Raw genomic sequence first — 22,258 nt, 5'->3', positions numbered from 1 at the left:
AACCCAGATAAATAAAAAATGGAAATTAGAAATATAGCGATTATTGCACACGTTGACCATGGGAAAACGACCTTGGTTGACCGCATAATCGAAGCAGGAGAGTCATTTAGCGAGAGAGATCGTGAAAATGCAGGTGAATTGATGATGGATAATAACGACCAAGAAAGAGAGAGAGGAATTACCATCGTATCAAAAAACGTTTCTGTAAATTATAAAGGAACAAAAATTAACATCATTGATACTCCTGGTCACGCCGATTTTGGTGGAGAGGTAGAACGTGTATTGAACATGGCTGATGGTGTATGCTTGTTGGTTGATGCTTTTGAAGGCCCTATGCCACAAACACGTTTCGTATTGCAAAAAGCACTTCAAATGGGATTGAAACCATTGGTAGTGGTAAACAAAGTCGATAAAGATAATTGTACTCCTGATGAGGTGCATGAAAAAGTGTTTGACTTGATGTTTGAGCTTGAGGCCAATGAAGACCAACTAGATTTTGAAACTGTTTATGGTTCTGCTAAGAATAAATGGATGTCTAAGGATTGGAAAAAACAAACCGATACGATTGAACCACTTTTGGATACCATCTTAGAATATTTTCCTCCAGTGAAGATTGAAGAAGGAAATACGCAAATGTTGATTACTTCATTAGACTTTTCTTCTTTTGTTGGACGTATCGCAATTGGACGTTTACAAAGAGGAGAGGTAAGACCGGGAATGCCAATTATTCTTGCTAAACGTGATGGTACCCAAGAAAAACACCGCATTAAAGATGTGTTTGTTTATGAAGGAACGGAACGTATTAAGGTTGATAACGTTCAGCCTGGTGATATTTGTGCCGTAACTGGAATTGAAGGGTTTGATATTGGAGATTCTATTTGTGATGCTGAAAATCCTGAACCATTAGAAACCATCACTATTGATGAGCCAACAATGAGCATGATGTTCTCTATTAACGATTCTCCTTTCTTCGGACAAGAAGGAAAGTTTGTGACTTCGCGTCATATTCAAGAACGTTTAACTAAAGAACTTGAGAAAAACTTAGCATTACGTGTTCAACCAACTGAAAAAGCCGATAAATGGTTAGTCTATGGAAGAGGGGTAATGCACTTGGCTGTTTTGGTTGAAACGATGCGCCGTGAAGGTTATGAATTACAAGTAGGGCAACCACAAGTAATCATCAAGGAAATTGACGGAAAGAAACATGAGCCAATTGAAGAATTAACTATTGATTTGCCAGAACAGCACTCTGGAACAGCTGTTGAAGCAGTTTCTAGACGTAAAGGAGAAATGACCAATATGGTTGCCAAAGGCGACCGAATGGTGATAGACTTTATCGTGCCTTCAAGAGGTATTATTGGTTTGCGTAATTATTTGTTAACGCAAACTGCGGGTGAGGCTATTATGAATCATAGATTTATTGAGTTCCAACCCTACAAAGGAGAAATTCCTGGTCGTCAAAATGGTTCGTTAATTTCTATGGAGAAAGGTTTAGCAATTCCTTATTCTTTAAATAACTTACAAGATAGAGGGAAATTCTTCGTTGATCCTAACGAATCAATTTATGGCGGTCAAGTAATCGGAGAAAACTCTAGACAAGGAGATTTGGTAATTAACGTTACGAAAACCAAGAAAATGTCTAACATGCGTTCTTCAGGAGCTGATGACAAGGTAAGTATTGCACCAGCGATTAAAATGTCTTTGGAGGAAAGTTTAGAGTACATTCAATCTGATGAATACGTTGAAGTAACACCAGAATCTTTGAGAATCCGTAAGATTCTTTTGGATGAGAATGCACGTAAAAGAGCAGGAAAATAGTCTATGACAAAAACTACTTAAATACGTCGTTATGCTTGTCTTTAAGTTTTTTTGACAAAAACTAAAATTTAGCCGAAATATTTAATTTAGGAAAAGGCGATTATCGAAAGGTAGTCGTCTTTTTTTTATCTCAGGGAATACCCTATATTTTTATTGTTCCCCTACGGTTGATGTTGTTCATACGTTTACGTAAATGATTTAAACATTTTAATTTTATTATCATGAGAAGAAAGGCATACATAAAAATGTTAGGAGGGCTAATAAGTTTAGGTTTTTTTTATTCTTGCGAATGCGACAGAAAGGTTTCTGGTACTGTTTTAGATATGGCTACTCAACTTCCAATCGACAGTGTATTGGTCAAGGGGGTCGAAAGTGTTTATTATGAATACTACACCGATTCCTCAGGGAAATATTTTATGACTACTGGAATGACGGATGCAGTTGGTGGTTGTCCTGATATAAAAATATCATTTTCTAAAGAAGGATATCATGAAGAAACATTGGTGAATCCTGAAGGGAAGGTATTTTTGAAAGCTAAATAATTCAGCTGTCAATTCGTAATTCGTTATTGAATTATCCGTAATTGTCTTTTTAATCTTATTTTTGCAAAAACTTATTCGTCATGCAGATTTTAGATGGTAAAGAAACTTCAAAAGCAATTCGTCAAGAATTAGCAGAAGCAGTTCAATCGAGAAAAGCAAAAGGTCAGAAAATTCCACATTTAGCAGCAGTTTTAGTTGGAAATGATGGTGGTTCACTCACTTATGTTGGTGCGAAAGTTAGAGCCTGTAAAGAGATAGGATTCGAAAGCTCTTTGTTTCACCTAGAAGATACCATCACTGAAGAAGCTTTGTTGGCTAAGGTGCATGAACTCAATAACGATGATGAAATTGATGGATTTATCGTGCAGTTACCATTGCCAAAACACATAGACGAAAAGAAAATTACTTTAGCAATTGATCCTAAAAAAGATGTCGACGGTTTTCACCCTACGAATTTAGGAAATATGGTGTTGAATCTGCCTGGATTCTTACCTGCAACTCCGGCGGGAATGTTAGAGCTTTTTAAAAGATATGAAATCGAAACTTCCGGAAAACATTGTGTTGTTATTGGTCGTTCGCATATTGTAGGTTCTCCAATGAGCATCTTAATGGCAAGAAGTGCATATCCTGGGAACTCAACAGTGACCATTACGCATTCAAGAACTAAAAACTTGAAAGAAATTACCCTGCAAGCAGATATTATTATTTCTGCAATTGGAAAACCTAATTTCCTTACTGCCGATATGGTAAAAGAAGGTGTTGTGGTGATGGATGTTGGAATTACACGTCTTGAAGATCCTTCAAAGAAAAGCGGTTATAGAATCGTGGGTGATGTAGATTTCGAAAGTGTTTCAGAAAAAGCTTCTTTCATTACACCAGTTCCGGGTGGAGTAGGGCCTATGACGATTGTTTCTTTGATGATGAATACATTGAAGGCAATGGAGTTAAATCATAAATGATTTACAGGATAGAGTAAGGACCTTGGGGTAACTTCGACTGATGTTTTTATGTGTTGAATAGTTTTAGCTATCACTAAAGCAGATGTTCTCCCATGAAAAATATTTATCTTAGAACAATATGATTGTAGGAAATTCGCCAGGACATGAAGCGTTAAATTGTAAGATCTGAGCTCAATATAATTGCAGGTATAAAGCAATTAAGCTTTCTCTTTTAGTTTTTAGGCGATTTATAAACGTTTATCAGCGTCTTTAAGATAATTTTTAAATCATTCGCTGTTAAATTATTCACTAATTGTTAAAACTCCTCAGGACTTATCTTGTTGATATACAATGAGGTGTGTTTGATTTTATTCTAAGCTCTTTGTTTTTAGTAAGTTTATCACTAGATTTAGGGCAACCTTTATCCATCAACAGCGTTTAAAGGATAACTATTACTATTCAATTATGAGACTACTATCTTATTCTACGAAGCTATACGCATTCATTTTCTTGCTCATCCCGTTTTTTTCGGCAGGACAAATAGAGACATCACTTGTTGGTGAATACACTGTTTCCAATGGAGGACCTGTCGATAGATTTGTTATTTCATCAGAAAAAGTAGAAGCTTTTGCAAATACTGAATTGGCGGAAAAATACTTCTTTTATGCTCAAGAAGAGCAAACTTATATTTTAGAACAAGTCAAACTTAATGTGGAGTCAATTGATCCAACAATCAATAAAGATAGAAAATTAATACGTGTTAATCTGACTGAATTATCTCCTGGTGTTATGCAGGTTGATATTCATCGTCCTAATGGTACAACTCAAGAGCTTACCATGACCAGGAACGAATAAAAGCAAGATGAACAACGACACTACAAAACTACAACTATGAAAAATTTACTACTACTGATTTTTTCGCTCTTACTTCTGAGTTCTATAAACACTTCTTTTGCTGGAGGTGGTGGCTCTAGTTATATCAACCCTCCACCTGGATTACCGGACTGTTCTAATCAGCCAGCACCAGGAAATACAGGGTGTACAGCAACGCCTATTTGTGAAGTGAATGGGTATTGTGGAACAACCTCGAGCTCATATTCGGCTGATTATTGGACGCAATTGAACAGTGCTTTTTGTGGAAGTATTGAAAACAATGCTTTTTTATCCTTTACGGCACAATCGACTTCAATCTCTTTTGATGCTTATGTGTACAATTGTAATTCAGATGAAGCCATACAGATTTTTGTTTTTCAAGCCGATAACTGTGCCAGTGGTGCAGTCACCGATTTAGGTTGTACAAACAGTATGTATGCCCAAAACACTCCTTATTCAATTTCTGCGACCGGATTAACTCCAGGAGAAGAATATTATATCATGATTGATGGGTTTGCCGGTGATGTTTGTGATTATACTTTCGTGGCCAGCTCAGGTGTTGTGATGCCAGTTTCTGTTACTCCAGATACTTTTGCTCTATGTGTTGGTGAAACAGTAGACCTTACAGCTGATGGCGGTGATGGAGTATATAATTGGGATCCATCTCCAGATTTGAGTGCAACGACAGGAGCTACAGTTACGGTTACTGCGCCTGCAACAGCGGGTGTTTATACTTATACGGTTCATTCTGATGCCAATTCAAATTGCTTAGGGGCGACCTCTGCAACAGCAACTATAACGGTAGACGATTGTGGTTGTCCGATTACAACGAGTAACAGTGGAAGTGTGTGTGAAGGAGATCCTTTCAGTTTAACTGCAAATTTAGCCTCAGGTAATATGACCTCATACTCCTGGTCAGGACCTTTTGGTTTTTCTTCTACTGACCAAAATCCTACAGGCATACCTGCACCGCCAGCAGGAACTCACGATTATACTTTTACGGCTACAATTGACGGTGTGCTATGTACTTCAACAACTACACTTACAGTAAATGATTGCTCTGGTGGTTGTGATGTTGATGCTATTAGAACTGCCTTTACGAATGCAGGTTGTATAGAGTTAGATGCATGTGTTTCAGATTGTAGTATGTATTTCTTAAACCCACAATCGATGTCAGGAAGTGCTGCACAAGCTTTTGCTGAAGGTTTAGGGGCCAACTTGGTTTCTGTTCAATCACAAACTGAAAACGATTGTTTACTCGGGGCGCTTAGCGCCATAGGAGAGACGGGTACGATTTGGATTGGGCTCAATGACGAAGCTGTTGAAGGAACTTTTGAATGGTATGACCAATCTCCTGTTACCTACACCAATTGGGCTCCTGGCGAACCAAATCAAAGTGGAAATGAAGATTGTGTTCAGATTTATCCAGGAGGAACTTATCCAGGAATGTGGAATGATCTGGATTGTGGTTCAAACAATTCTAAATCAATTATTGAAGTCAATATGTGCCCAGTGGTTGATGCAGGTCCTGACCTCATTATTTGTGAGGGAGAAACAGCGACCATGAATTCATCGCCAACAGTTTTAGGCTCTGCGCCTTATACCTATGCATGGAACCATAATGGACCAACGAATTATCCCAACAGCGTGTCTCCAAATGTAACTACAGAGTATGTTTTAAGAACCGAGGATAGATACGCATGTGTTGGAACAGATACAATGGTTGTTACAGTTAATCCTTTGCCTGATGTTGATGCAGGTCCTGACCAAGTGATTTGTGAAGGTGAAAGTGTTATTTTGAATGTCCCAGGGGGAACAGGAACATGGAATAATGGCGTAACAAATGGCGTGGCTTTTACTCCAACTACGACGCAAACTTATACTTATACAGCAACTGAAAACGGTTGTACATCTTCTTCTGACTTGACTGTTCAAGTTAACCCAATGCCAACTGCTAATGCAGGTCCTGACCAAGTTATTTGTGAAGGTGAGAGTGTAACATTAATTGGGAACGGAACAGGAACATGGGACAATGGAGTCACCAATGGAGTTGCGTTTACACCTAATGCAACCCAAGATTATACCTATACAGTGACCGAGAACGGATGTACCGTGACTGATGTGGTTACGGTAACTGTTAATCCATTGCCTGTTGTTGATGCGGGTGCAGATCAAACCATTTGTGAAGGAGAATTTGTAAGCTTAAATGGAACTGGTGGAAGTGGAACATGGGACAATGGAGTAAGTAATGGCGTTTCTTTTGGACCAACAACAACCCAAAATTACACCTATACTGTAACAACGAACGGCTGTACTTCTTCTGATGAAGTAACTGTATTTGTTAATCCCAACCCTGATGTTGGTATTGTTCCTAGTGATGTCATTGGATGTGATACGCTTACGGTTGATTTTGAAAGTCAATTTAATCAGCCTGGAGCAACTTATTCAATAGACTTTGGAGATGGAACAAACGCTAATTTCACAGACAATGTTGCTCACCACTATGATCAAAGTGGATGTTTTGATGTTACTGTAACTGCAACTTTAAATGGATGCGTTGCTACAACATCATATCCTGATTTAGTTTGCGTTACAGCATTGCCCGAGGCAGATTTCTTACCTGAGCCTCCATTGCTTTCAATTTTAGATACTGAAACAACATTCTTGAATAACTCTTCAAATGCTACAGATTATCAGTGGGATTTTGGGGATGGATCTGCCTTTTCGAATGAATATACTCCTACCCATACTTACCCGAATGAGGGCGCAGGCTCTTATGTGGTTACCTTAATCGCTAGCTCAGGAGTCAATTGTAACGATACAGCAAGAGTTGTCGTTGAGGTAGAAGATCAGTTGATTTACTATATCCCCAATACTTTTACTCCTGATAATGATGATTTCAATGAGACATTCAAGCCTATTTTTACTGCGGGGTTTGATATATATGACTATACATTGTACATCTATAACCGTTGGGGTGAATTAATTTTTGAATCACACAATTCAGAACACGGTTGGGATGGAACTTATGGTGAATCCTCAGAGAAACTTGTCGAAGGAACTTATGTGTGGAAAATAGACTTTAAAACCACAATGTCAGACGAAAGAAAAACAATCGTAGGTCATGTGAATTTACTGAGATAACATTATAAAAAAGTAACATCCTTTTCGATTAGACTTTTCTTCATTGCTGAAATGAAGAAAAGTCTTTTTTGCTTTTTGCGATTCAATACCGATTAAAACAGGTGATTTGTAACCTAACTTTATGCTTTCCATATCAATGGCAGCAAACGAAAATTGGCTGTTTGATTCAAAATTCTTACATTCGGAACTCAAATAAATGAAAGAGATGAAAAAAAATGTATTGCCCCGATTTTTGATGGGAGCGTTTGCCGCAGGTGTTCTTTTTTCATGTGGTCAAAAGGAGGAGACCCCAACTGAAGAAACTGTAGTTCAAACAGAACAAAATGAAAATGATGAATTTCAATGGGAAGTAGATCGCTTTGCCGATATACGTGTACTTCGTTATCGCATTAATGGTTTTGATAAACTGACACTCGATCAAAAGAAGCTCGCCTATTATTTAACGCAAGCAGGATTAAGTGGTCGAGACATCATTTACGACCAAAACTATAAGCACAACCTTGAAATTCGTAAAGCATTAGATCATATTGTGGCGAATCATGAAGGTGATGACAGTGAAGACTGGAAAAACTTTTTACACTACACGAAGCAAGTTTGGTTTGCCAATGGAATCCACCACCATTATTCAAAAGATAAGTTCAAACCCGCTTTTGATCAAGCCTATTTTGAAAGTTTGTTAGCAGCCACAGAAACTGAAATAAGTGAAGCTGCAATGACCGCTATTTTCGACCCATCAGTAGATGCGAAAGGAGTCAACCTAGACGCTTCAAAAGGAATCATTAAAGGAAGTGCAAACAACTTTTATGGTGAAGGCGTAACTGAGCAAATGGTGGATGAATATTATGCGAAAATTAAGGATCCTAACGATACTACACCAATTTCTTACGGGCTGAATTCCAAAATGATTTTGAATGAGAATGGTGAGTTGGAAGAAGTGACATGGAAGATTGGAGGAATGTATGGTGAAGCATTGACAAAAGTAGCCTATTGGTTAGAAAAAGCAGCAGAGGTAGCCGAAAACGAGGCTCAAAGAGACGCGCTTAAATTGTTGGTGAAATACTATGAAACAGGCGACCTAAAAGACTGGGACGCATACAGTATTGCATGGGTTGAAGCAACTGAAGGAGATATTGATTATATCAATGGATTTATTGAAGTTTATGGTGACGCCAAAGGTTATAGAGCAACTTACGAAACCATCGTTCAAATGAAAGACTTCGAAGCTTCAGCGCAAATGAAAGTTTTAGAGGATAATGTTCAATGGTTTGAAGACAATTCTTCTATTATGGATGCGCATAAAAAAGCCAATGTAAAAGGAGTAACTTATAAAGTTGTGAATGTTATTGGTGAGGCTGGAGACGCTTCTCCTTCTACGCCAATTGGTGTTAACTTGCCTAATGCAGATTGGATTCGTGCAGAACACGGGTCTAAATCAGTAAGTCTTGGAAATATTGTTGAAGCCTACGAAAATGCTTCAGGAAGTTCAATGCTTAAAGAGTTTACCTTCGATGAAGAAGAGTATGAAAGAGCGAAAAAACACGGAGCAAAAGCTTCAAAATTACACACCTCTCTTCATGAGGTAGTGGGACATGCGAGTGGTCAATTGAATCCTGGAGTTGGAACACCTAAGGAAACCCTAAAAAATTATGCAAGTGCATTAGAAGAAGCGCGTGCTGATTTGGTTTCTCTTTACTTCTTGATGAATGAAAAAATGGTAGAACTCGGCTTAATGGAATCTTTAGAAGTGGGTAAGGCAGAGTACGATGCTTACATCAGAAATGGCTTAATGACTCAATTACAAAGGGTAGAACTGGGTAAAAACATTGAGCAATCTCACATGAGAAATCGTCAGCTTGTTGCTGCATGGGTTTACGAAAAAGGAAAGGCAGACAATGTCATCGAAAAGTTAGAACGTGATGGAAAAACCTACTTTAAAATTCGTGATTATGTCGCTTTACAAGGATTGTTTGGAGAATTGTTAAGAGAGATTCAACGCATCAAATCAGAAGGAGATTTTGAGGCAGGTAAGAACTTAATTGAAACTTACGCAGTAAAAATTGACCAAGCGATTCATGCTGAGGTGCTAGAGCGCGTTAAGCCTTTAAACATTCCTCCATACAGTGGGTTTGTTAATCCTGTTTTAGTTCCAGAAATGGACAATGATGGGAATATTATCGATGTTAAAGTCACTTACGATGCTAACTTTAAAGAGCAAATGCTAGAGTATGCAAAAGAATATAGCTTCTTGAAGTAATAATTTTAATCAATAAGTTATCTGAATTAACAAATACAAAAAGGAGGCTGAGACACTTGAAGCCTCCTTTTTTGTATTTATCTTTGCCGACTTATGAGCAAATATTCATCTGTAATCGGTTACGCCGCTTTTTTGTTTTTACATCTTTTCTTTATCGGAAAATGCATTTATTCTTTTGAAAGAACTAATGGTGCTGTAGTCCTTTTTCTTGTGATTTTGGCGCTACTCATATACAGTTACAGTTTTTTGTTTCGCGACCAATTTAATATGAAAGGAAAACTGTTTGAGTTTTTAGCTTTAGTGATTGGAAGCTTGCTAACATTTTATCTTAACAATGAGTTAGGCTGGGGTGGAGTCATTGCTTCTGCCGCTGTTGGACTAGTCGGAGGATTGTTGCCTTATCTAAATCGTTCTTCTGAAGCTTTAAAATCTGCGGCCATTGCTATTTACTGTGGATCTTTCGTAGGAATGGCCAGTAATAGTTTGTTTGATGAAATACATTACATTTTTATTGCAAGCGCAATTTCAGGACTGTTTTATATTTATACACGAGGACTTTTTATCGGATTTGGTGGGAAGTTAGGTTCTGTTGCATTTTCTGGAGTTTTAGCTACTGTTTTATTGTTTATGCTAAGATGATAATATTCTTGTTATATACCGTTGGATTATTGGGCGCTGTTATTGCTTTTATATTGAATAATAATTTCAAAATGGGAATTGTAGTCGGTTCGGCATTACCTTCTTTAATTTTTGCACTTGCCGTGGTCTTACTTGAAAAGTATTTATCAATTCGCTTTGTTGAAGAGGCACCTGTAATTTTTTACGGAGCTGCTTTTATTGGCATGGCTTCCCATAAAATTCTTTCTTCTTACTTTCTGATTGGAATAGCTGGATTGTTATTCACTTTCATTTACCTACACACATCTCCTTATTTCGATGGATTTGGTGGAGCCCTTGGAACAACTGCAGCTTTGTGCTTTTTACCAGTTTGGGCAACTTCCTTATTGAAAAAAAAATAATTCATTTCTTTTCACTTTGCGATCATTGCGTAAACCTCCTGCAACTTTGCGGTTAAACCTTCCAATATTAAACTTATCTTTGTATTTTAAAACACCAATAATATGATTCAAGAAAAACTTCAAGAAAGAAGTAACAATCAATGTGAGTTGTGTACTTCGAAAAACGATTTAACGGTTTACACTGTTCCACCACGTGATACAGAAAGTGAAGAAAACTCAATTTTAATCTGCGAAAACTGTAACACACAGCTTAATGATGAAAGCAAAGTTGACCCTAATCATTGGAGGTGCCTTAATGATAGCATGTGGAGTGAAGTTTCAGCTGTTAAGGTTGTTGCCTGGAGAATGTTGAATCAGTTGCGTGGTGAAGGTTGGCCTGCAGATTTAATCGATATGATGTACCTTGAAGAAGAGGATTTAGCTTGGGCTAAACAAGGCGCAGAAGATGATGAAGAAGATAAAATTGTGCATAAAGACAGTAATGGAGTAGTACTAGAAGCTGGTGATACTGTGGTCCTCATTAAAGACCTTCCTGTGAAAGGTTCGAGTATGGTAGCTAAAAGAGGAACCGCGGTAAGACGTATTTCTTTAGACCACAACAATGCTAACCATATTGAAGGACGTGTGGATGGACAACAGATTGTTATTCTTACTCAATTCGTAAAGAAATCCTGATGTTTTTGATTATAAAATCCATTTCCTGCGTTGCTTATATTTTATGAAATCAGTCATCCCGACGTTACAGTCGGGACTCCTTGGATTTAAAAAATAAAGCGCCTTGCAAATGAAATTTCTAATTCAAAAAAAGATTTACGTTTATAAAGCACCGATTGTGTAAAGAAATACTGTTGTAATAAAACTCCCTTAATACGCTACTGCGAGATTTCATCTCGTAGTTGATTGTATTCATATTGCCTCAATAAGCCTTCCCTAAATCAGTAAGTACTTTCCACCAACTTGCTTTCCCTTCTTTTTTACCCATTCGAACAATGATGAGGTTCTTTTCCGGGTGAACATAAATGTATTGCCCTAAAATTCCTTGGGCCATATAATCACCTTGATCAGAAGGCAACCACCATTGGTATTGATAGTAACGCGGACTACCTTCAGAGCGATCAACTTTCGTTGATTCCTCAACCCATTTTTCAGAAACAATTTGCTTTCCGTTCCAATTTCCTTTGTTCAAATAGAGTCGACCAATTTTAGCAAAGTCTCTGGCTCTGGCATTCAAACAACAAAATGTTTTTTCGATACCATTTTCTTTTCGGTCAATGCTCCAACTAGCATCGTACTCCATTTCTAGTGGAATCCAAATCTTTTCTTGCAGGTACTCAGAGATGGTTTTGTCTTTTAAAGCCCTTTCTAATACCAAACCTAAAATTTGTGTATTTCCACTGAGGTATTCAAATTTTTCTCCTGGTTCGTATTTTAATTTCAGTTTAGGAATTTCTTGACGCAATTTAGTGCCGTAGTAAAAGGTGGCAACGTTTCCAAATGGATTGAAATAACCTTCATTATAATCTAAACCTGAAGTCATTTGAAGTAAGTGCTTGATTGTTACCTTGTCGAATCCATTGGGCTTTAGTTCTGGAATATACTTGGTAACAGGTTCGTCTACTGATAAAATCAAACCTTCGTCAATTGCAATTCCAATTAAAATAGAAGTAACAGATTTCGCCACTGAAAAGGAGGGGATGATATCTTCTTGGTCATACATTCTGAAATAGCGTTCATACAATAGAGAGTCATTTCGGATAATCATAAAAGCCACAGACTTTTGCTTTTTCAGGAACTGATCAAAATCAAAGGTCTCTCCATCAAAAACAACAGAATCTGGCTTTTCCTCAATACCTTGCGTGAAATAGAAGGTTGAATCCCCTGTCTCAACGGTTCGATTGGCAAAAATCTTATGGTCTTTTATGTCAGCTACATTGTAAACGAAAAAACGGCCTACTTTACAGGAGCTTAGACAAAAAACGACTAACATTAAGGCTGTGAGCTTAAAAATCTTCATTCTTCTTTAAATAACGGTTTTTTAAAATGAACTGTTTGCTGTGGAAAAGGAATTTCAACTCCTTCCTTATCAAATCTTTTTTTGATGCTTTCAAGTAGATCATAACGCAAGGTCCAACCATCGTCTGGATTCGCGGTCCAAGCATACAATCTTAAAATTACAGCTGATGAATCAAGACGTATGACTTTAACAGGAACTTTAGGAACCTTGTCCTTAATCTCTTTTAAAGTTCTCTTCTCGATAAGCAAAGGATGCTTTTCGGCTTCTTCAGTCATGATTTTTCTGGCCAAATCGATATCACTATCATAGGAAATACCGATTTCTACACGTTCACAAATGCGTTTATCTACAGATTTGTAGTTGATCAGTTTTTCTTTATTGATTACTGAATTCGGAACGACTATCATTTGATTTTCAAAATTTCGAATTACAGTATGTCTTAAAGTAATATCGGTAACTGTTCCAGTCATTCCACCTTCTATTTGAATAATGTCACCAATTCTGAAAGGCTTAAAAGATACGATGAATAACCCGCTTACAATATTTCCCAATGCTTCTTGCGATGCGATCCCTGCAATGACAGCAATTACCCCTGCACCTCCTAGAACAGTTTGCGCCACTCCTTTAAATCCAGGCAATACCAATAAAATCAGCAATACTCCTGTCGTATAAATAGCCCCAATAGCAATGTATCGAAGAAACTTTAAACTTGTGGGGTCGTCATGTTCATCGTTCTTTTTATTCACTTTCCACTTAAACCATTTGTTTGTGGTGGAAGCAAAAACAACGGTGGAAATCGTTACAATTGCACTGTAAATTATGAATTTTGAGTTGTCGATTAAAGTTTTGTTGACTTCAGGAGAAACAAAGAGCAATGCAATAGCAATGATTCCCAAAACTAACCACAAGGTGTTTAATATTCGCCTTACGGTTTTTAGGGTTCCGTCACTTTGATAATGAAGTTTTTCGACACTTCTTTTTAAGGCCCTTTTTTGAATAAAAGTGGTGAGAAATCGCAATGCAACAACAGAAATAATTGTAACGATAATGTAAATTATTTCATACTGATAGTCTTCAAAAAACTCAATCATGATTTATTTATTAAAATTCTATTTAGCTACTTTCTTTTTTAACTCAAATAAGTCTGTTCTTCGGTCTTTCAAATTACGAACACTTCCAAATTCATTTAGTTCACGCAACAAATCTAAGTCAACATCTGCAATCAAAATCATTTCTGAGTTTGGAGTGGCTTCTGCTTTTACACCATTCGTGGGAAAGGCAAAATCACAAGGCGTAAACACCATCGATTGTGCGTATTGAATGTCCATGTTGTGAACGTTGGGTAGATTCCCTACACTTCCAGCAATGGCCACATAGCATTCATTTTCAATTGCTCTAGCTTGCGAACAATGTCTTACCCGTGAATATCCGTTCTGTGTATCTGTTAAGAAAGGTACGAATAAAATCTCCATTCCTTGATCGGCCAATAATCGACTGAGCTCTGGGAATTCTGAATCGTAGCAAATAAGTATTCCTACTTTCCCAGAATCGGTATCAAAAACCTGAATTTTATTTCCTCCTTGCATCCCCCAATATTTCACCTCGTTTGGAGTAATATGGATTTTTTCATAGCGTTCTACAGTTCCATCTCGGCGACATAAATACCCAACATTATAGAGTACCCCATCGATCATCTCAGGCATACTTCCTGAAATTATATTGATGTTATACGAAATAGCATACCCAGAAAATTTTTCAACGATTTCTTCTGTGTATTCTGCAAGCGAACGAATAGCATCTGCTTCAGATAAGTGATTGTCATTTCCCATCAATGGAGCATTAAATAGCTCAGGGAATAACGCAAAATCTGAACGGTAGCCCGACAATGAGCTAATGAAGAACTCACATTGTTCAAAGAAAGTCTCTGTGTCCTTGTATGGACGCATTTGCCATTGGACTAATCCAAGTCTAACCACACGTTTTTTTGACGCAGCTTTTTTTGACGCTTTCTCATAATAAATGTTTCTCCATTCTAATAAAACGGCATAATCATTCGAATGTACATCGCCTTTTAAATAGTTCTTTAAAACTCGCGTAGGATAAAAGTCATTGGAAATTTGAAAATTCAATACAGGATCGGTAATTTCTTTCGTTCTAACTTTATCGATATACTCTTTTGGAGTTAACTTATCTTGATACTTGTGATAGTTGGGTATTCTTCCCCCGAAAGCAATTCCCTTTAGGTTTAACTTTTCGCATAATTCTTTTCGATAATCATATAGTCTTCTACCTAATCTTAATCCACGAAATTCTGGCTTGATAAATACATCAATCCCATACAAAACATCACCATCTTGCTGGTGTGAATTGAAAGTATCATTGTCTGTAATGTCTCTGTAGGTGTGCGCATCATCGTATTTATCGTAATCTACAATAATAGATAAAGCACAACCAGCCAATTCTCCGTTAATTTTGACAACCACTTGTCCTTCCGGAAAAATCGATAATAATTTTTCAATATGCCCTTCCTTCCAATAGGTTCCCATTGTAGGATAAGCCTCAATCATCACGTCCTTTAGCTCTTGATAATCATCAATGTCTAAGTACTTGAGCGTAATGTTATCGATATCTTCTACTTTCATTTTCTGTTTTAGATTCAAAGAATAAAAGTAGGATTATTCTTTGAGAAAAGGGAAAGTTTGGGTTTTTTTAATGGTGAATAAACGAGATAATCGACATAGCTTTTTATCCCTCCAATAGTAAATATTGAAGCAGTGAATCGCTTTTCAACTTTATTTTTTCTCACTGTAAAATGAATCCAATGCATTGTACAATCCAGGATGTTCTGTTCTTAGTCGTTCCGGATTCTCAAAAAAGAACTCACTGACAACCGCTAAGAACTCAGCCCTGTTAGCTGCCCCGTAGTCTCGAATTGTTGAGGTTCCAAAATCAATTTCGTTCATTTTAATGTTGATAATGTGTAGCCAAGGCATTAAATCGATATCATTCATGGAGTTACCCAGAATTCCATCAATTTTACCATCTTGTTTATCAAGAACATGAATGAATTCGTGAATTACAACATTTTTATTATCTGTATTATCATGAAAACCTTCATTTATAGACTTTCGGGATAACATTACTGTTCCTTCATTAGAACCCCAACCTACCAATCCATGCGCCATTCTGGTAGAATCTGGAATCTGAAATTGATCTGGATAAAGCTGAACTTCTTTGAGGTTAGCATAATTCCATCTCGAAAAACGAAAAACAGGGATTACTGCTCCTGCTGCAATTAGTATTTTGTCTTCATGCGATACTTCAGTATTCATTCCTTGAATTTTGACATTTAATAGGAAAACGTGGACTTTTCTTTCGAATTCCGTTTTTTCATCTCTTGTAAGCCGATTATAGAACTTGACGCGATCTCGAAGTATACTTCTCCAAAGACTTGGAAATGGTTTTTTTGATGGGTTGTTTAATGGCTTTATTGAGTTATGAAACTCCTGTTTAGAAGCTTTTAACTTTCTGTATCCAAGAAGGACTCCAAATGTAATTCCTATTATTAGGTATAAAGTAATGTTGTTCATGCTTCTAAAGATAACATTTCAATAGTAAATGCAAGTTTATAAAATTTCATATCGCCTAATTTACAGCCTATTTAGAACAGAGTATGAAAAACCATTAGACAATCACGAATAGTAATTACAGCAATTTTAACTATTTTAGGCCGGATTTACGATGTGATTTTCACATTTAATCCATTGATTAATTAAAAATACTGCAAAAAAACCAAGACTAATTCAGGCAAACCTATGATGACCATCTTTTTCTATTTATTTTTAGTACTAGTTGTTGTTTTCATTCAGGTGTTGAATAACATTAAAAATGATAGAGCATGGGATCATAATTTAATGATGAATGAACAGCAAATAAAGGAAGAACCTCCTCATGACCCATTATTGGAGGCGTATATAAGCCTTGGAGCACTCATGGTTCGCAAAGACAGTTCATCTTACAGAGAGAAAATACTTTATTTGAATAGTTATTTCGCTAGGCATTTCCCACATTCACATTATGATTTTGGACGTTCGTTTACCGCAAGTTTAAAACGGCCTATTCATCCACGTACGGTTTCCAAGTGGTTGCGAAGAAAATTACCCCAACGTGAGCAGCGCTTGCAAATCATGTATTTTCTAGCAGGCTTATCAAATGTTGACGGTGCTATGAACCAACGGGAAATAGCATTATTAAAAGAGATAAACGAACTGTTAAAACTTTCGGCAGAGGATTTAGACAGGATTATCGCGATCTATACCCAGCAACAAGAAAGGACTAAATCTTCAGAAAGTCCAAGTTCAAGAATTACTGCTGTAAAACTTGCATATAGAATTATGGGGGTTTCTGAAAACGCCTCAAAGGACGAAATAAAAAAAGCCTACCGCCGCCTCGTGAAATTGCATCATCCTGATGTTTTTGCCACCAAAGGAAAGGAACATCAAGAAATTGCTGCGAAAAGATTTATAGAAATTCAAAAAGCCTACGAAATTTTAGAGGCAAGAGAAAAGTAGCTTTTGAGTATTTGTAAATGTGAGTTTCTTTGAAGGAGGGTATGTAGTGTTGTGCTTTTACATCAGCCTGTTTTTAAATATTTTATCGAAGAAACCAGCATTTTATTTTCAATAATGTAAAAATCGAAGGGTTGCACTGGCTGACCGGCAAAGGCTGTGTTATGAGTAAGTCTTTTTTAAAATCTAATTAACCTTAGTATGAATTCCACACTCATTATTGTTAAATACCCAAACTCTTTTCTTTTAACCATACCACGTGTAAGACTGATTAAATATAAAATGATGGGTATAAATACGCTAATTCGGACTTCTGAAGCATATGGAAAATGCACTATCACCATAAGATTTAATCCGAAAGCCCATATTCCGGCTAAAACTATTGTTATCTGATTAAGTTTTGAAAGCCCCCTCTTTCTTAAATTAGTTAACGAAATTAAAAGAGCAGTTAGCATATAAGTTATCAGTCCGATTGTTACAACTATTGGGATACCTATCCATGTAATCAAAATACCAAATGTCAGACCTGCTGTAAGTAAGGCATTTTGTCTATCGACTTTTTTAAGTGTTAAGACGAGCATACTTATGGCTACTATCGATAAAATAATTCTTTCTGTCATTTGTCATCCGATGTATACAACGGTTGGGCATACGGCAAGTAGGACAGAAAGATACAGATTAACTTCCAAGTTCTAACTATTCCAAAGCGTTGTATTTCCTTTTTATCTTATTTTTTTAAAATGCATCCTGTTGCTTACGGATAGCGGTGCTAGTTAAAGGGAATAAACTTTCGGAAACCGTGAATTGTCCTATTTGCTGTACACAACATTAACTGCAGGCTCTATCTTTTCACTACTAATTTGTGCGTTGTTTTAGTATTCGATGTTTCTATAGAAATAAAATACACACTACCGTTAATTAGTTTGGTAATCTCCTTTTCATATAAATTACTACCAATTGATAAATTAGTTAATGTCGTTTTGTCAATAATTTTACCATTTAAATCGTGAATAATTAATTTAACATCTTCAACTTCCTTTAAATTAAATGCAACCTTTAATATACCATCATTTGGATTAGGATATATTTTTAAATTTAAATCATTTATACTTGATTCATTTAAATCATCAACAGATAAATTTGTAGGTTTCTTTATTAAAACCTTAAAAATCTGATTAGTAGCACTGCTTTGTGTTCCATCATTAATAAAGAATATATTAGGTTGGGAACTGCTTATTCCTCCATAAATATAACCAATTAGAACATTATCTGTGGAAACACTATCTAATTTAAAAACTTCATTATTAAAATGAGGAAAGTTTAAATTAGGAATAAATTCTGCTCCTGCACCAAGAAGTGAGGGCATTTCTACAGGTAATTTATACTCAGCCATATTACCAGAATTATCTCTAGTAACTCTAGCAATAGTGTTTACAAAAGGTACATTATCATCTTGAACTAAAGTTCCGGAATTATCATAGAACTGAGCAATACCTCCAAAGAAAACAGAATGCATTTCATTTTCTTGTTCTGAATATATTGGCAATACCGGACAATGATAATGGTTGTAGTATTGTTGAAAAGTATTATTCACATTGTAGTTATTAGCATCTACAGTTACAGAATTTAAGAACGGTAAATCTACATTTTGCTGAAAAACACCTGAAAACATTGTAATTCCTTCATTTCCATTTGGTAAAATTTGTTGTTCAGCATTATAATCTCTGCGGTGTAAATTGGTAGGATCCAAGTGAGAAGGTAAATGAGTTATGGTAATATTTGTCCCATCATCAAGAAGATTAAATTTTCTAATAGCATTGGTATATTCTTGTACAAAGCCTGGTCCGTTATTTGGGCCCATTGGATTGTATTTTCCAATGAATTTTTGACCACCTAGCAGGAAATATGTATTATTTATTTTTTTTAACCTACCCCCGGTAACTTGAAATTGAGTATCTGTAATTTGTCTAAAAAAAGTAGAAATCGTAGTGTTATTGATAATTCCATTCACAACATCAGAAACCTTAATTGCTGTTAGTTTATCAAATGTAGTATGATCGTTTTCTGTTGGGCTAAATCCATAACCACCGATACAATATAAATAGTCTCCTTCCTGATAAAACTCCATATTTGTAGAACTTAATTGTTCTTGAATTGAAGTAGGTAATGATGTTAATGGTGCACTCCATTTTTGAAGTGAAACCGGGTCAACAACAAGTAATTGATTGTTGTGTCCGGCAACGTCAAATGAGGCCCATGGTTGTCTTCTATGAAGTCCGTCAAGTCTTCCTCCAATGATAAGCCACTTTCCATTTGCTTGTCCATATGCATAGGATTGAATACCACCTAAGCCGGATATGTTAATCGGTTCGATACTAATTTCGAAAGGTGCTGTTTGAGAAAATAAAGGCAATGACACCAATGTAATACAGCTGATAATAATGTAGTTCTTAATAAATTTCATGTTCTTATAATTTTATTGTTATGGTTTTCCTAATACCGTTTCTTATGTAAATTGTTTTATACTTTTTATTCTTTTTTAGTTTTGATAAAGCTTCCATGTAGGTATAAATATCAGTTATTTCAACATTCCCTATTTTAGTAATGATATCTCCTTTTTGTAAACCGTTTTTTTGAGCAATCTTACCTTCTATCACATCCTGAATGTGCAAACCATCCCCATAGTCTATATAATCTGGAAAAATTCCTAGAGTAACTTTGAAACTAGGTGTTTTTGTTTCTTTCTTTAATTTAGTAGGTGTGAAAGTTAAATTTGGATTTATAGCCAATGAATCAATTACTGATTTTGTATAGGAAAAAATCATCCCCATTTTACTTAAATTGATTTTTTCAGTATCATCTGTTGGTTTATGATAATCGCTATGTAACCCAGTAAAGAAAAATAAAACAGGAATGTCTTGGTAATAAAACGAACTATGGTCAGACGGACCAACACCACTAGAATCTAATTTTGTATTCATATCCTTAGGCTTGTTTTTATTTAAAACGGAAGCAAAACTTGGTGAAGTTCCTACACCTCCAATGCTTAAATTATTACTCGAATCCATTCTACCAACCATATCAAAATTGACCATTAAACTAGTATTTGGATATTTTTGTTTAATAATTTTAGAAATTTCTTTTGATCCCATCAATCCAAGTTCTTCGCCTGAGAAACACGCAAAAATGAAATTAACAGGTTCTATTGTATTATTTTGACTATAATTTCTTGCGAGTTCCAGTACCATTGAAACCCCAGAAGCATTGTCATCAGCTCCATTGTGAATTAATCCTGTGGAATTTGTATCTCTAGAAAGCTTATATTCATTATGACCTAAGTGGTCATAATGACCGCCAATTACAAAGGTATTTGTCGCACCATTATCCAAAAAAGCAACCACGTTTTTTCCGGTAATAGTATCTGTATTTGTAGGATTGGAATGTGGATTTAAGTTATAAGTAAAAGAAAAGTTATGAATAAAGTTAAAATTAGGCAGTGGAGAAAGGTTCAGCTCTTTAAATTGGTTTTGAATATATTCACTCGCCATCTCTTCTCCAATAGTACCTGTTAATCTTCCTTGTAAAGAGTCTGAAGCTAATATTTTTATATGTTTTTTGAGGTTGTTTTCTAATTTTTGGGCGTACACAACAGTATGACCTAAAAACAGCACTAAAAAGATTATCTTTTTTCCCATTCTATATTATGTTTTTCTTCAAAGTGTTCCTTAAACCATTTTGGTTTTGGAAGTTCTGTTTTGTAAATAAATTTAACAATTTCCTGAATTTCAGATTTTTTGAGAGGTGTTTTTGGCATTAAACCAAACCTTTTAACAGGTCCTTTCATTATTGAATTTTCTTTTGTAGGATTGTTTACAAAATCAGACATTTGGGCTATAAATAACTCTTCAGTCGTGTACAGTTGCTTGTACTTGTGTTTTATTCCTGCAAGTGGCGGAGCAAGCATGTTGTCGTGCGATTCAGAGTTCGGATTATGACAAGAAAAACAATTGTTTTTAAGCAGATTTAAACCTTCGCTTTTTTGCAGTGTATTAATACTCTGAATTTCTGGTATTTCTTCAGCACCTAATACGTTACTTGTGTTCTCCGACTTTCTATTACAACTAGAGAACAATAAAATACTAGAAGTTAAGAGAAGAATTATTTTTTTCATTTATTGAAAATGTTTTACCTCAAAAGTATGGGCTTTTTTTCATATACCGTGTAATATTAGTTACATACGCGGTTTTCTATGATTGCAGGTAACAGGAGTCTGCATACAAACCCTACTTTCACTCAAATATAACTGATATCAGACAAATAGGCTTCATTTGAAGAAGTACTATTTCTTGGTTTTAATAAATACAGAAAGGCAAGTTTTTAGAAATACAATCACACCTTTTGATATTGAATCTCTATGGTTTTTTATGACTTCGAACCCACCGCCAAAGGTAGCGTTCAACACCAAATACAATGAACTCCAGCCTTACTAGACCTCATTGATGCTTAATTGTTGTGGTGCGTTATTTTATTATGACAACTATACTTAAAGATTTTGATAAACTAAAAAAGCATATAACTACAGATGAGGGCAAAGAGCTTGCAAAGTTATTTAGAAAGCAATTAAAACGTTCTGAAAAATATGCTGATAAATTAGATACTTACTTTACAGATACTTTAGATGGAATGCCACCTGAAAAATCAGCTAATGAATTAGGATTGCTTTAATGCACCACAACGGTCTCGGCTATGCGTAGTGCGGGATTTCAAGGCACTTCACTTTCCGTTTAGCTGTTAGTTTATTTAATGTAATTACTTTCATATCAGCACTTTTGCCCGCATTACGTATAGCCATTGTGTGTGCCCAGCATGGGCATCTTTACCTTACGAAAGTAAGGAATTAATCTAAAGGGTGCAAGTCTGCACCGATGCGTCTGCAGGCGCACTCCGTCAGCTTAGCTGGCGGAGCCGTCTACTCGATGTGTGCTGTGTAAGCTATAATAAAGATGGAGGTAGGTCCTCCGATGAGGGTTTTTAGGAAAATTCATCAAACCACTTCTATGACGTGTCTGAGGCAACAAAGATGTGTGA

At 36.1% G+C, this 22,258-nt stretch carries 19 protein-coding genes; 11 read left to right on the top strand and 8 right to left on the bottom strand.

Features of this window, described 5'->3' with window-relative positions; genetic code table 11:
* The first annotated feature begins 18 nt into the window (after positions 1-18).
* The 9 genes from typA (at position 19) to ACN0U3_RS00055 (ending at position 11,263) form a co-directional block, all read left to right on the top strand.
* Positions 19-1,818: a translational GTPase TypA gene (gene typA / locus ACN0U3_RS00095; RefSeq protein ID WP_299207097.1), complete on the top strand. Its 1,800-nt coding sequence runs from the start codon at positions 19-21 to the stop codon at positions 1,816-1,818.
* Between the two features lie 221 nt (positions 1,819-2,039).
* On the top strand, positions 2,040-2,360 hold the full coding sequence (locus tag ACN0U3_RS00090) for a hypothetical protein (RefSeq protein WP_417264660.1): 321 nt from the start codon (positions 2,040-2,042) through the stop codon (positions 2,358-2,360).
* An 80-nt stretch (positions 2,361-2,440) separates the two neighbouring features.
* Positions 2,441-3,319 (top strand): bifunctional 5,10-methylenetetrahydrofolate dehydrogenase/5,10-methenyltetrahydrofolate cyclohydrolase, encoded by an 879-nt coding sequence (locus ACN0U3_RS00085; RefSeq protein WP_417264659.1) that lies wholly within the window; start codon positions 2,441-2,443, stop codon positions 3,317-3,319.
* A 444-nt stretch (positions 3,320-3,763) separates the two neighbouring features.
* Entirely contained in the window at positions 3,764-4,153 is a 390-nt protein-coding gene (locus ACN0U3_RS00080; protein ID WP_299207103.1) for a hypothetical protein, read from the top strand.
* Between the two features lie 36 nt (positions 4,154-4,189).
* Positions 4,190-7,315, top strand: a complete 3,126-nt coding sequence (locus ACN0U3_RS00075; protein WP_417264658.1) for a PKD domain-containing protein — start codon at positions 4,190-4,192, stop codon at positions 7,313-7,315.
* A 205-nt stretch (positions 7,316-7,520) separates the two neighbouring features.
* Entirely contained in the window at positions 7,521-9,569 is a 2,049-nt protein-coding gene (locus tag ACN0U3_RS00070) for a dipeptidyl-peptidase 3 family protein (protein WP_417264657.1), read from the top strand.
* A 93-nt stretch (positions 9,570-9,662) separates the two neighbouring features.
* On the top strand, positions 9,663-10,208 hold the full coding sequence (locus tag ACN0U3_RS00065; RefSeq protein WP_417264656.1) for a hypothetical protein: 546 nt from the start codon (positions 9,663-9,665) through the stop codon (positions 10,206-10,208).
* A 71-nt stretch (positions 10,209-10,279) separates the two neighbouring features.
* Positions 10,280-10,588, top strand: a complete 309-nt coding sequence (locus ACN0U3_RS00060; protein WP_417264655.1) for a hypothetical protein — start codon at positions 10,280-10,282, stop codon at positions 10,586-10,588.
* Between the two features lie 102 nt (positions 10,589-10,690).
* The gene (locus ACN0U3_RS00055; RefSeq protein ID WP_299207117.1) at positions 10,691-11,263 is read left to right on the top strand and encodes a PhnA domain-containing protein; all 573 of its coding nucleotides are present in this window, start codon (positions 10,691-10,693) and stop codon (positions 11,261-11,263) included.
* Positions 11,264-11,504: 241 nt separating this feature from the next.
* Here ACN0U3_RS00055 and ACN0U3_RS00050 read toward each other — a convergent pair whose 3' ends face one another.
* The 4 genes from ACN0U3_RS00050 to ACN0U3_RS00035 form a co-directional block, all read right to left on the bottom strand.
* Entirely contained in the window at positions 11,505-12,602 is a 1,098-nt protein-coding gene (locus ACN0U3_RS00050; protein WP_417264654.1) for a serine hydrolase domain-containing protein, read from the bottom strand.
* Positions 12,599-13,693 carry a mechanosensitive ion channel family protein gene (locus ACN0U3_RS00045; protein WP_417264653.1) on the bottom strand — a complete coding sequence of 365 codons (1,095 nt, stop codon included), beginning with the start codon at positions 13,691-13,693 and terminating at the stop codon, positions 12,599-12,601. Before ACN0U3_RS00045 ends, ACN0U3_RS00050 begins: the two co-directional genes overlap by 4 nt.
* A gap of 18 nt (positions 13,694-13,711) precedes the next feature.
* Positions 13,712-15,244: a GNAT family N-acetyltransferase gene (locus ACN0U3_RS00040; protein ID WP_417264652.1), complete on the bottom strand. Its 1,533-nt coding sequence runs from the start codon at positions 15,242-15,244 to the stop codon at positions 13,712-13,714.
* Between the two features lie 150 nt (positions 15,245-15,394).
* Positions 15,395-16,192: a zinc-dependent peptidase gene (locus tag ACN0U3_RS00035; RefSeq protein WP_299207126.1), complete on the bottom strand. Its 798-nt coding sequence runs from the start codon at positions 16,190-16,192 to the stop codon at positions 15,395-15,397.
* A 225-nt stretch (positions 16,193-16,417) separates the two neighbouring features.
* On the opposite strand from ACN0U3_RS00035, the gene ACN0U3_RS00030 reads away from it, so the two are divergent.
* Positions 16,418-17,173: a DnaJ domain-containing protein gene (locus ACN0U3_RS00030; RefSeq protein WP_417264651.1), complete on the top strand. Its 756-nt coding sequence runs from the start codon at positions 16,418-16,420 to the stop codon at positions 17,171-17,173.
* A gap of 176 nt (positions 17,174-17,349) precedes the next feature.
* Here ACN0U3_RS00030 and ACN0U3_RS00025 read toward each other — a convergent pair whose 3' ends face one another.
* The 4 genes from ACN0U3_RS00025 to ACN0U3_RS00010 all read right to left on the bottom strand — a co-directional run bounded on the left by ACN0U3_RS00025 (position 17,350) and on the right by ACN0U3_RS00010 (position 21,341).
* Positions 17,350-17,790 (bottom strand): hypothetical protein, encoded by a 441-nt coding sequence (locus tag ACN0U3_RS00025; RefSeq protein ID WP_101332965.1) that lies wholly within the window; start codon positions 17,788-17,790, stop codon positions 17,350-17,352.
* A 221-nt stretch (positions 17,791-18,011) separates the two neighbouring features.
* Positions 18,012-19,634, bottom strand: coding sequence for a T9SS type A sorting domain-containing protein (locus tag ACN0U3_RS00020; protein WP_417264650.1), 1,623 nt, complete (start codon positions 19,632-19,634; stop codon positions 18,012-18,014).
* 4 nt (positions 19,635-19,638) lie between these two features.
* Entirely contained in the window at positions 19,639-20,865 is a 1,227-nt protein-coding gene (locus tag ACN0U3_RS00015) for a M28 family peptidase (protein WP_417264649.1), read from the bottom strand.
* A complete protein-coding gene (locus ACN0U3_RS00010; protein WP_417264648.1) occupies positions 20,850-21,341 on the bottom strand; it encodes a c-type cytochrome in 492 nt (163 codons plus the stop codon). Before ACN0U3_RS00010 ends, ACN0U3_RS00015 begins: the two co-directional genes overlap by 16 nt.
* A 359-nt stretch (positions 21,342-21,700) precedes the next feature.
* Here ACN0U3_RS00010 and ACN0U3_RS00005 point away from each other — a divergent pair, with 359 nt between their 5' ends.
* Positions 21,701-21,895 carry a hypothetical protein gene (locus ACN0U3_RS00005; protein WP_101332959.1) on the top strand — a complete coding sequence of 65 codons (195 nt, stop codon included), beginning with the start codon at positions 21,701-21,703 and terminating at the stop codon, positions 21,893-21,895.
* Positions 21,896-22,258: the final 363 nt, after the last annotated feature.

The sequence above is a fragment of the Brumimicrobium sp. genome, from assembly GCF_048268645.1.
GTDB lineage: Bacteria > Bacteroidota > Bacteroidia > Flavobacteriales_D > Crocinitomicaceae > Brumimicrobium > Brumimicrobium ulvae.
This window is presented reverse-complemented; position numbering and strand designations above follow the sequence as displayed.

Bases quoted from the DNA above. Each gene is read 5' to 3' on its own strand.
- ACN0U3_RS00055 (WP_299207117.1), top strand. From the start codon at position 10,691: ATGATTCAAGAAAAACTTCAAGAAAGAAGTAACAATCAATGTGAGTTG.
- ACN0U3_RS00085 (WP_417264659.1), top strand. From the start codon at position 2,441: ATGCAGATTTTAGATGGTAAAGAAACTTCAAAAGCAATTCGTCAAGAA.
- ACN0U3_RS00010 (WP_417264648.1), bottom strand. From the start codon at position 21,341: ATGAAAAAAATAATTCTTCTCTTAACTTCTAGTATTTTATTGTTCTCT.
- typA (WP_299207097.1), top strand. From the start codon at position 19: ATGGAAATTAGAAATATAGCGATTATTGCACACGTTGACCATGGGAAA.
- ACN0U3_RS00090 (WP_417264660.1), top strand. From the start codon at position 2,040: ATGAGAAGAAAGGCATACATAAAAATGTTAGGAGGGCTAATAAGTTTA.
- ACN0U3_RS00070 (WP_417264657.1), top strand. From the start codon at position 7,521: ATGAAAAAAAATGTATTGCCCCGATTTTTGATGGGAGCGTTTGCCGCA.
- ACN0U3_RS00005 (WP_101332959.1), top strand. From the start codon at position 21,701: ATGACAACTATACTTAAAGATTTTGATAAACTAAAAAAGCATATAACT.
- ACN0U3_RS00060 (WP_417264655.1), top strand. From the start codon at position 10,280: ATGGGAATTGTAGTCGGTTCGGCATTACCTTCTTTAATTTTTGCACTT.
- ACN0U3_RS00050 (WP_417264654.1), bottom strand. From the start codon at position 12,602: ATGAAGATTTTTAAGCTCACAGCCTTAATGTTAGTCGTTTTTTGTCTA.
- ACN0U3_RS00020 (WP_417264650.1), bottom strand. From the start codon at position 19,634: ATGAAATTTATTAAGAACTACATTATTATCAGCTGTATTACATTGGTG.
- ACN0U3_RS00080 (WP_299207103.1), top strand. From the start codon at position 3,764: ATGAGACTACTATCTTATTCTACGAAGCTATACGCATTCATTTTCTTG.
- ACN0U3_RS00015 (WP_417264649.1), bottom strand. From the start codon at position 20,865: ATGGGAAAAAAGATAATCTTTTTAGTGCTGTTTTTAGGTCATACTGTT.
- ACN0U3_RS00030 (WP_417264651.1), top strand. From the start codon at position 16,418: ATGATGACCATCTTTTTCTATTTATTTTTAGTACTAGTTGTTGTTTTC.
- ACN0U3_RS00035 (WP_299207126.1), bottom strand. From the start codon at position 16,192: ATGAACAACATTACTTTATACCTAATAATAGGAATTACATTTGGAGTC.
- ACN0U3_RS00075 (WP_417264658.1), top strand. From the start codon at position 4,190: ATGAAAAATTTACTACTACTGATTTTTTCGCTCTTACTTCTGAGTTCT.
- ACN0U3_RS00025 (WP_101332965.1), bottom strand. From the start codon at position 17,790: ATGACAGAAAGAATTATTTTATCGATAGTAGCCATAAGTATGCTCGTC.
- ACN0U3_RS00045 (WP_417264653.1), bottom strand. From the start codon at position 13,693: ATGATTGAGTTTTTTGAAGACTATCAGTATGAAATAATTTACATTATC.
- ACN0U3_RS00040 (WP_417264652.1), bottom strand. From the start codon at position 15,244: ATGAAAGTAGAAGATATCGATAACATTACGCTCAAGTACTTAGACATT.
- ACN0U3_RS00065 (WP_417264656.1), top strand. From the start codon at position 9,663: ATGAGCAAATATTCATCTGTAATCGGTTACGCCGCTTTTTTGTTTTTA.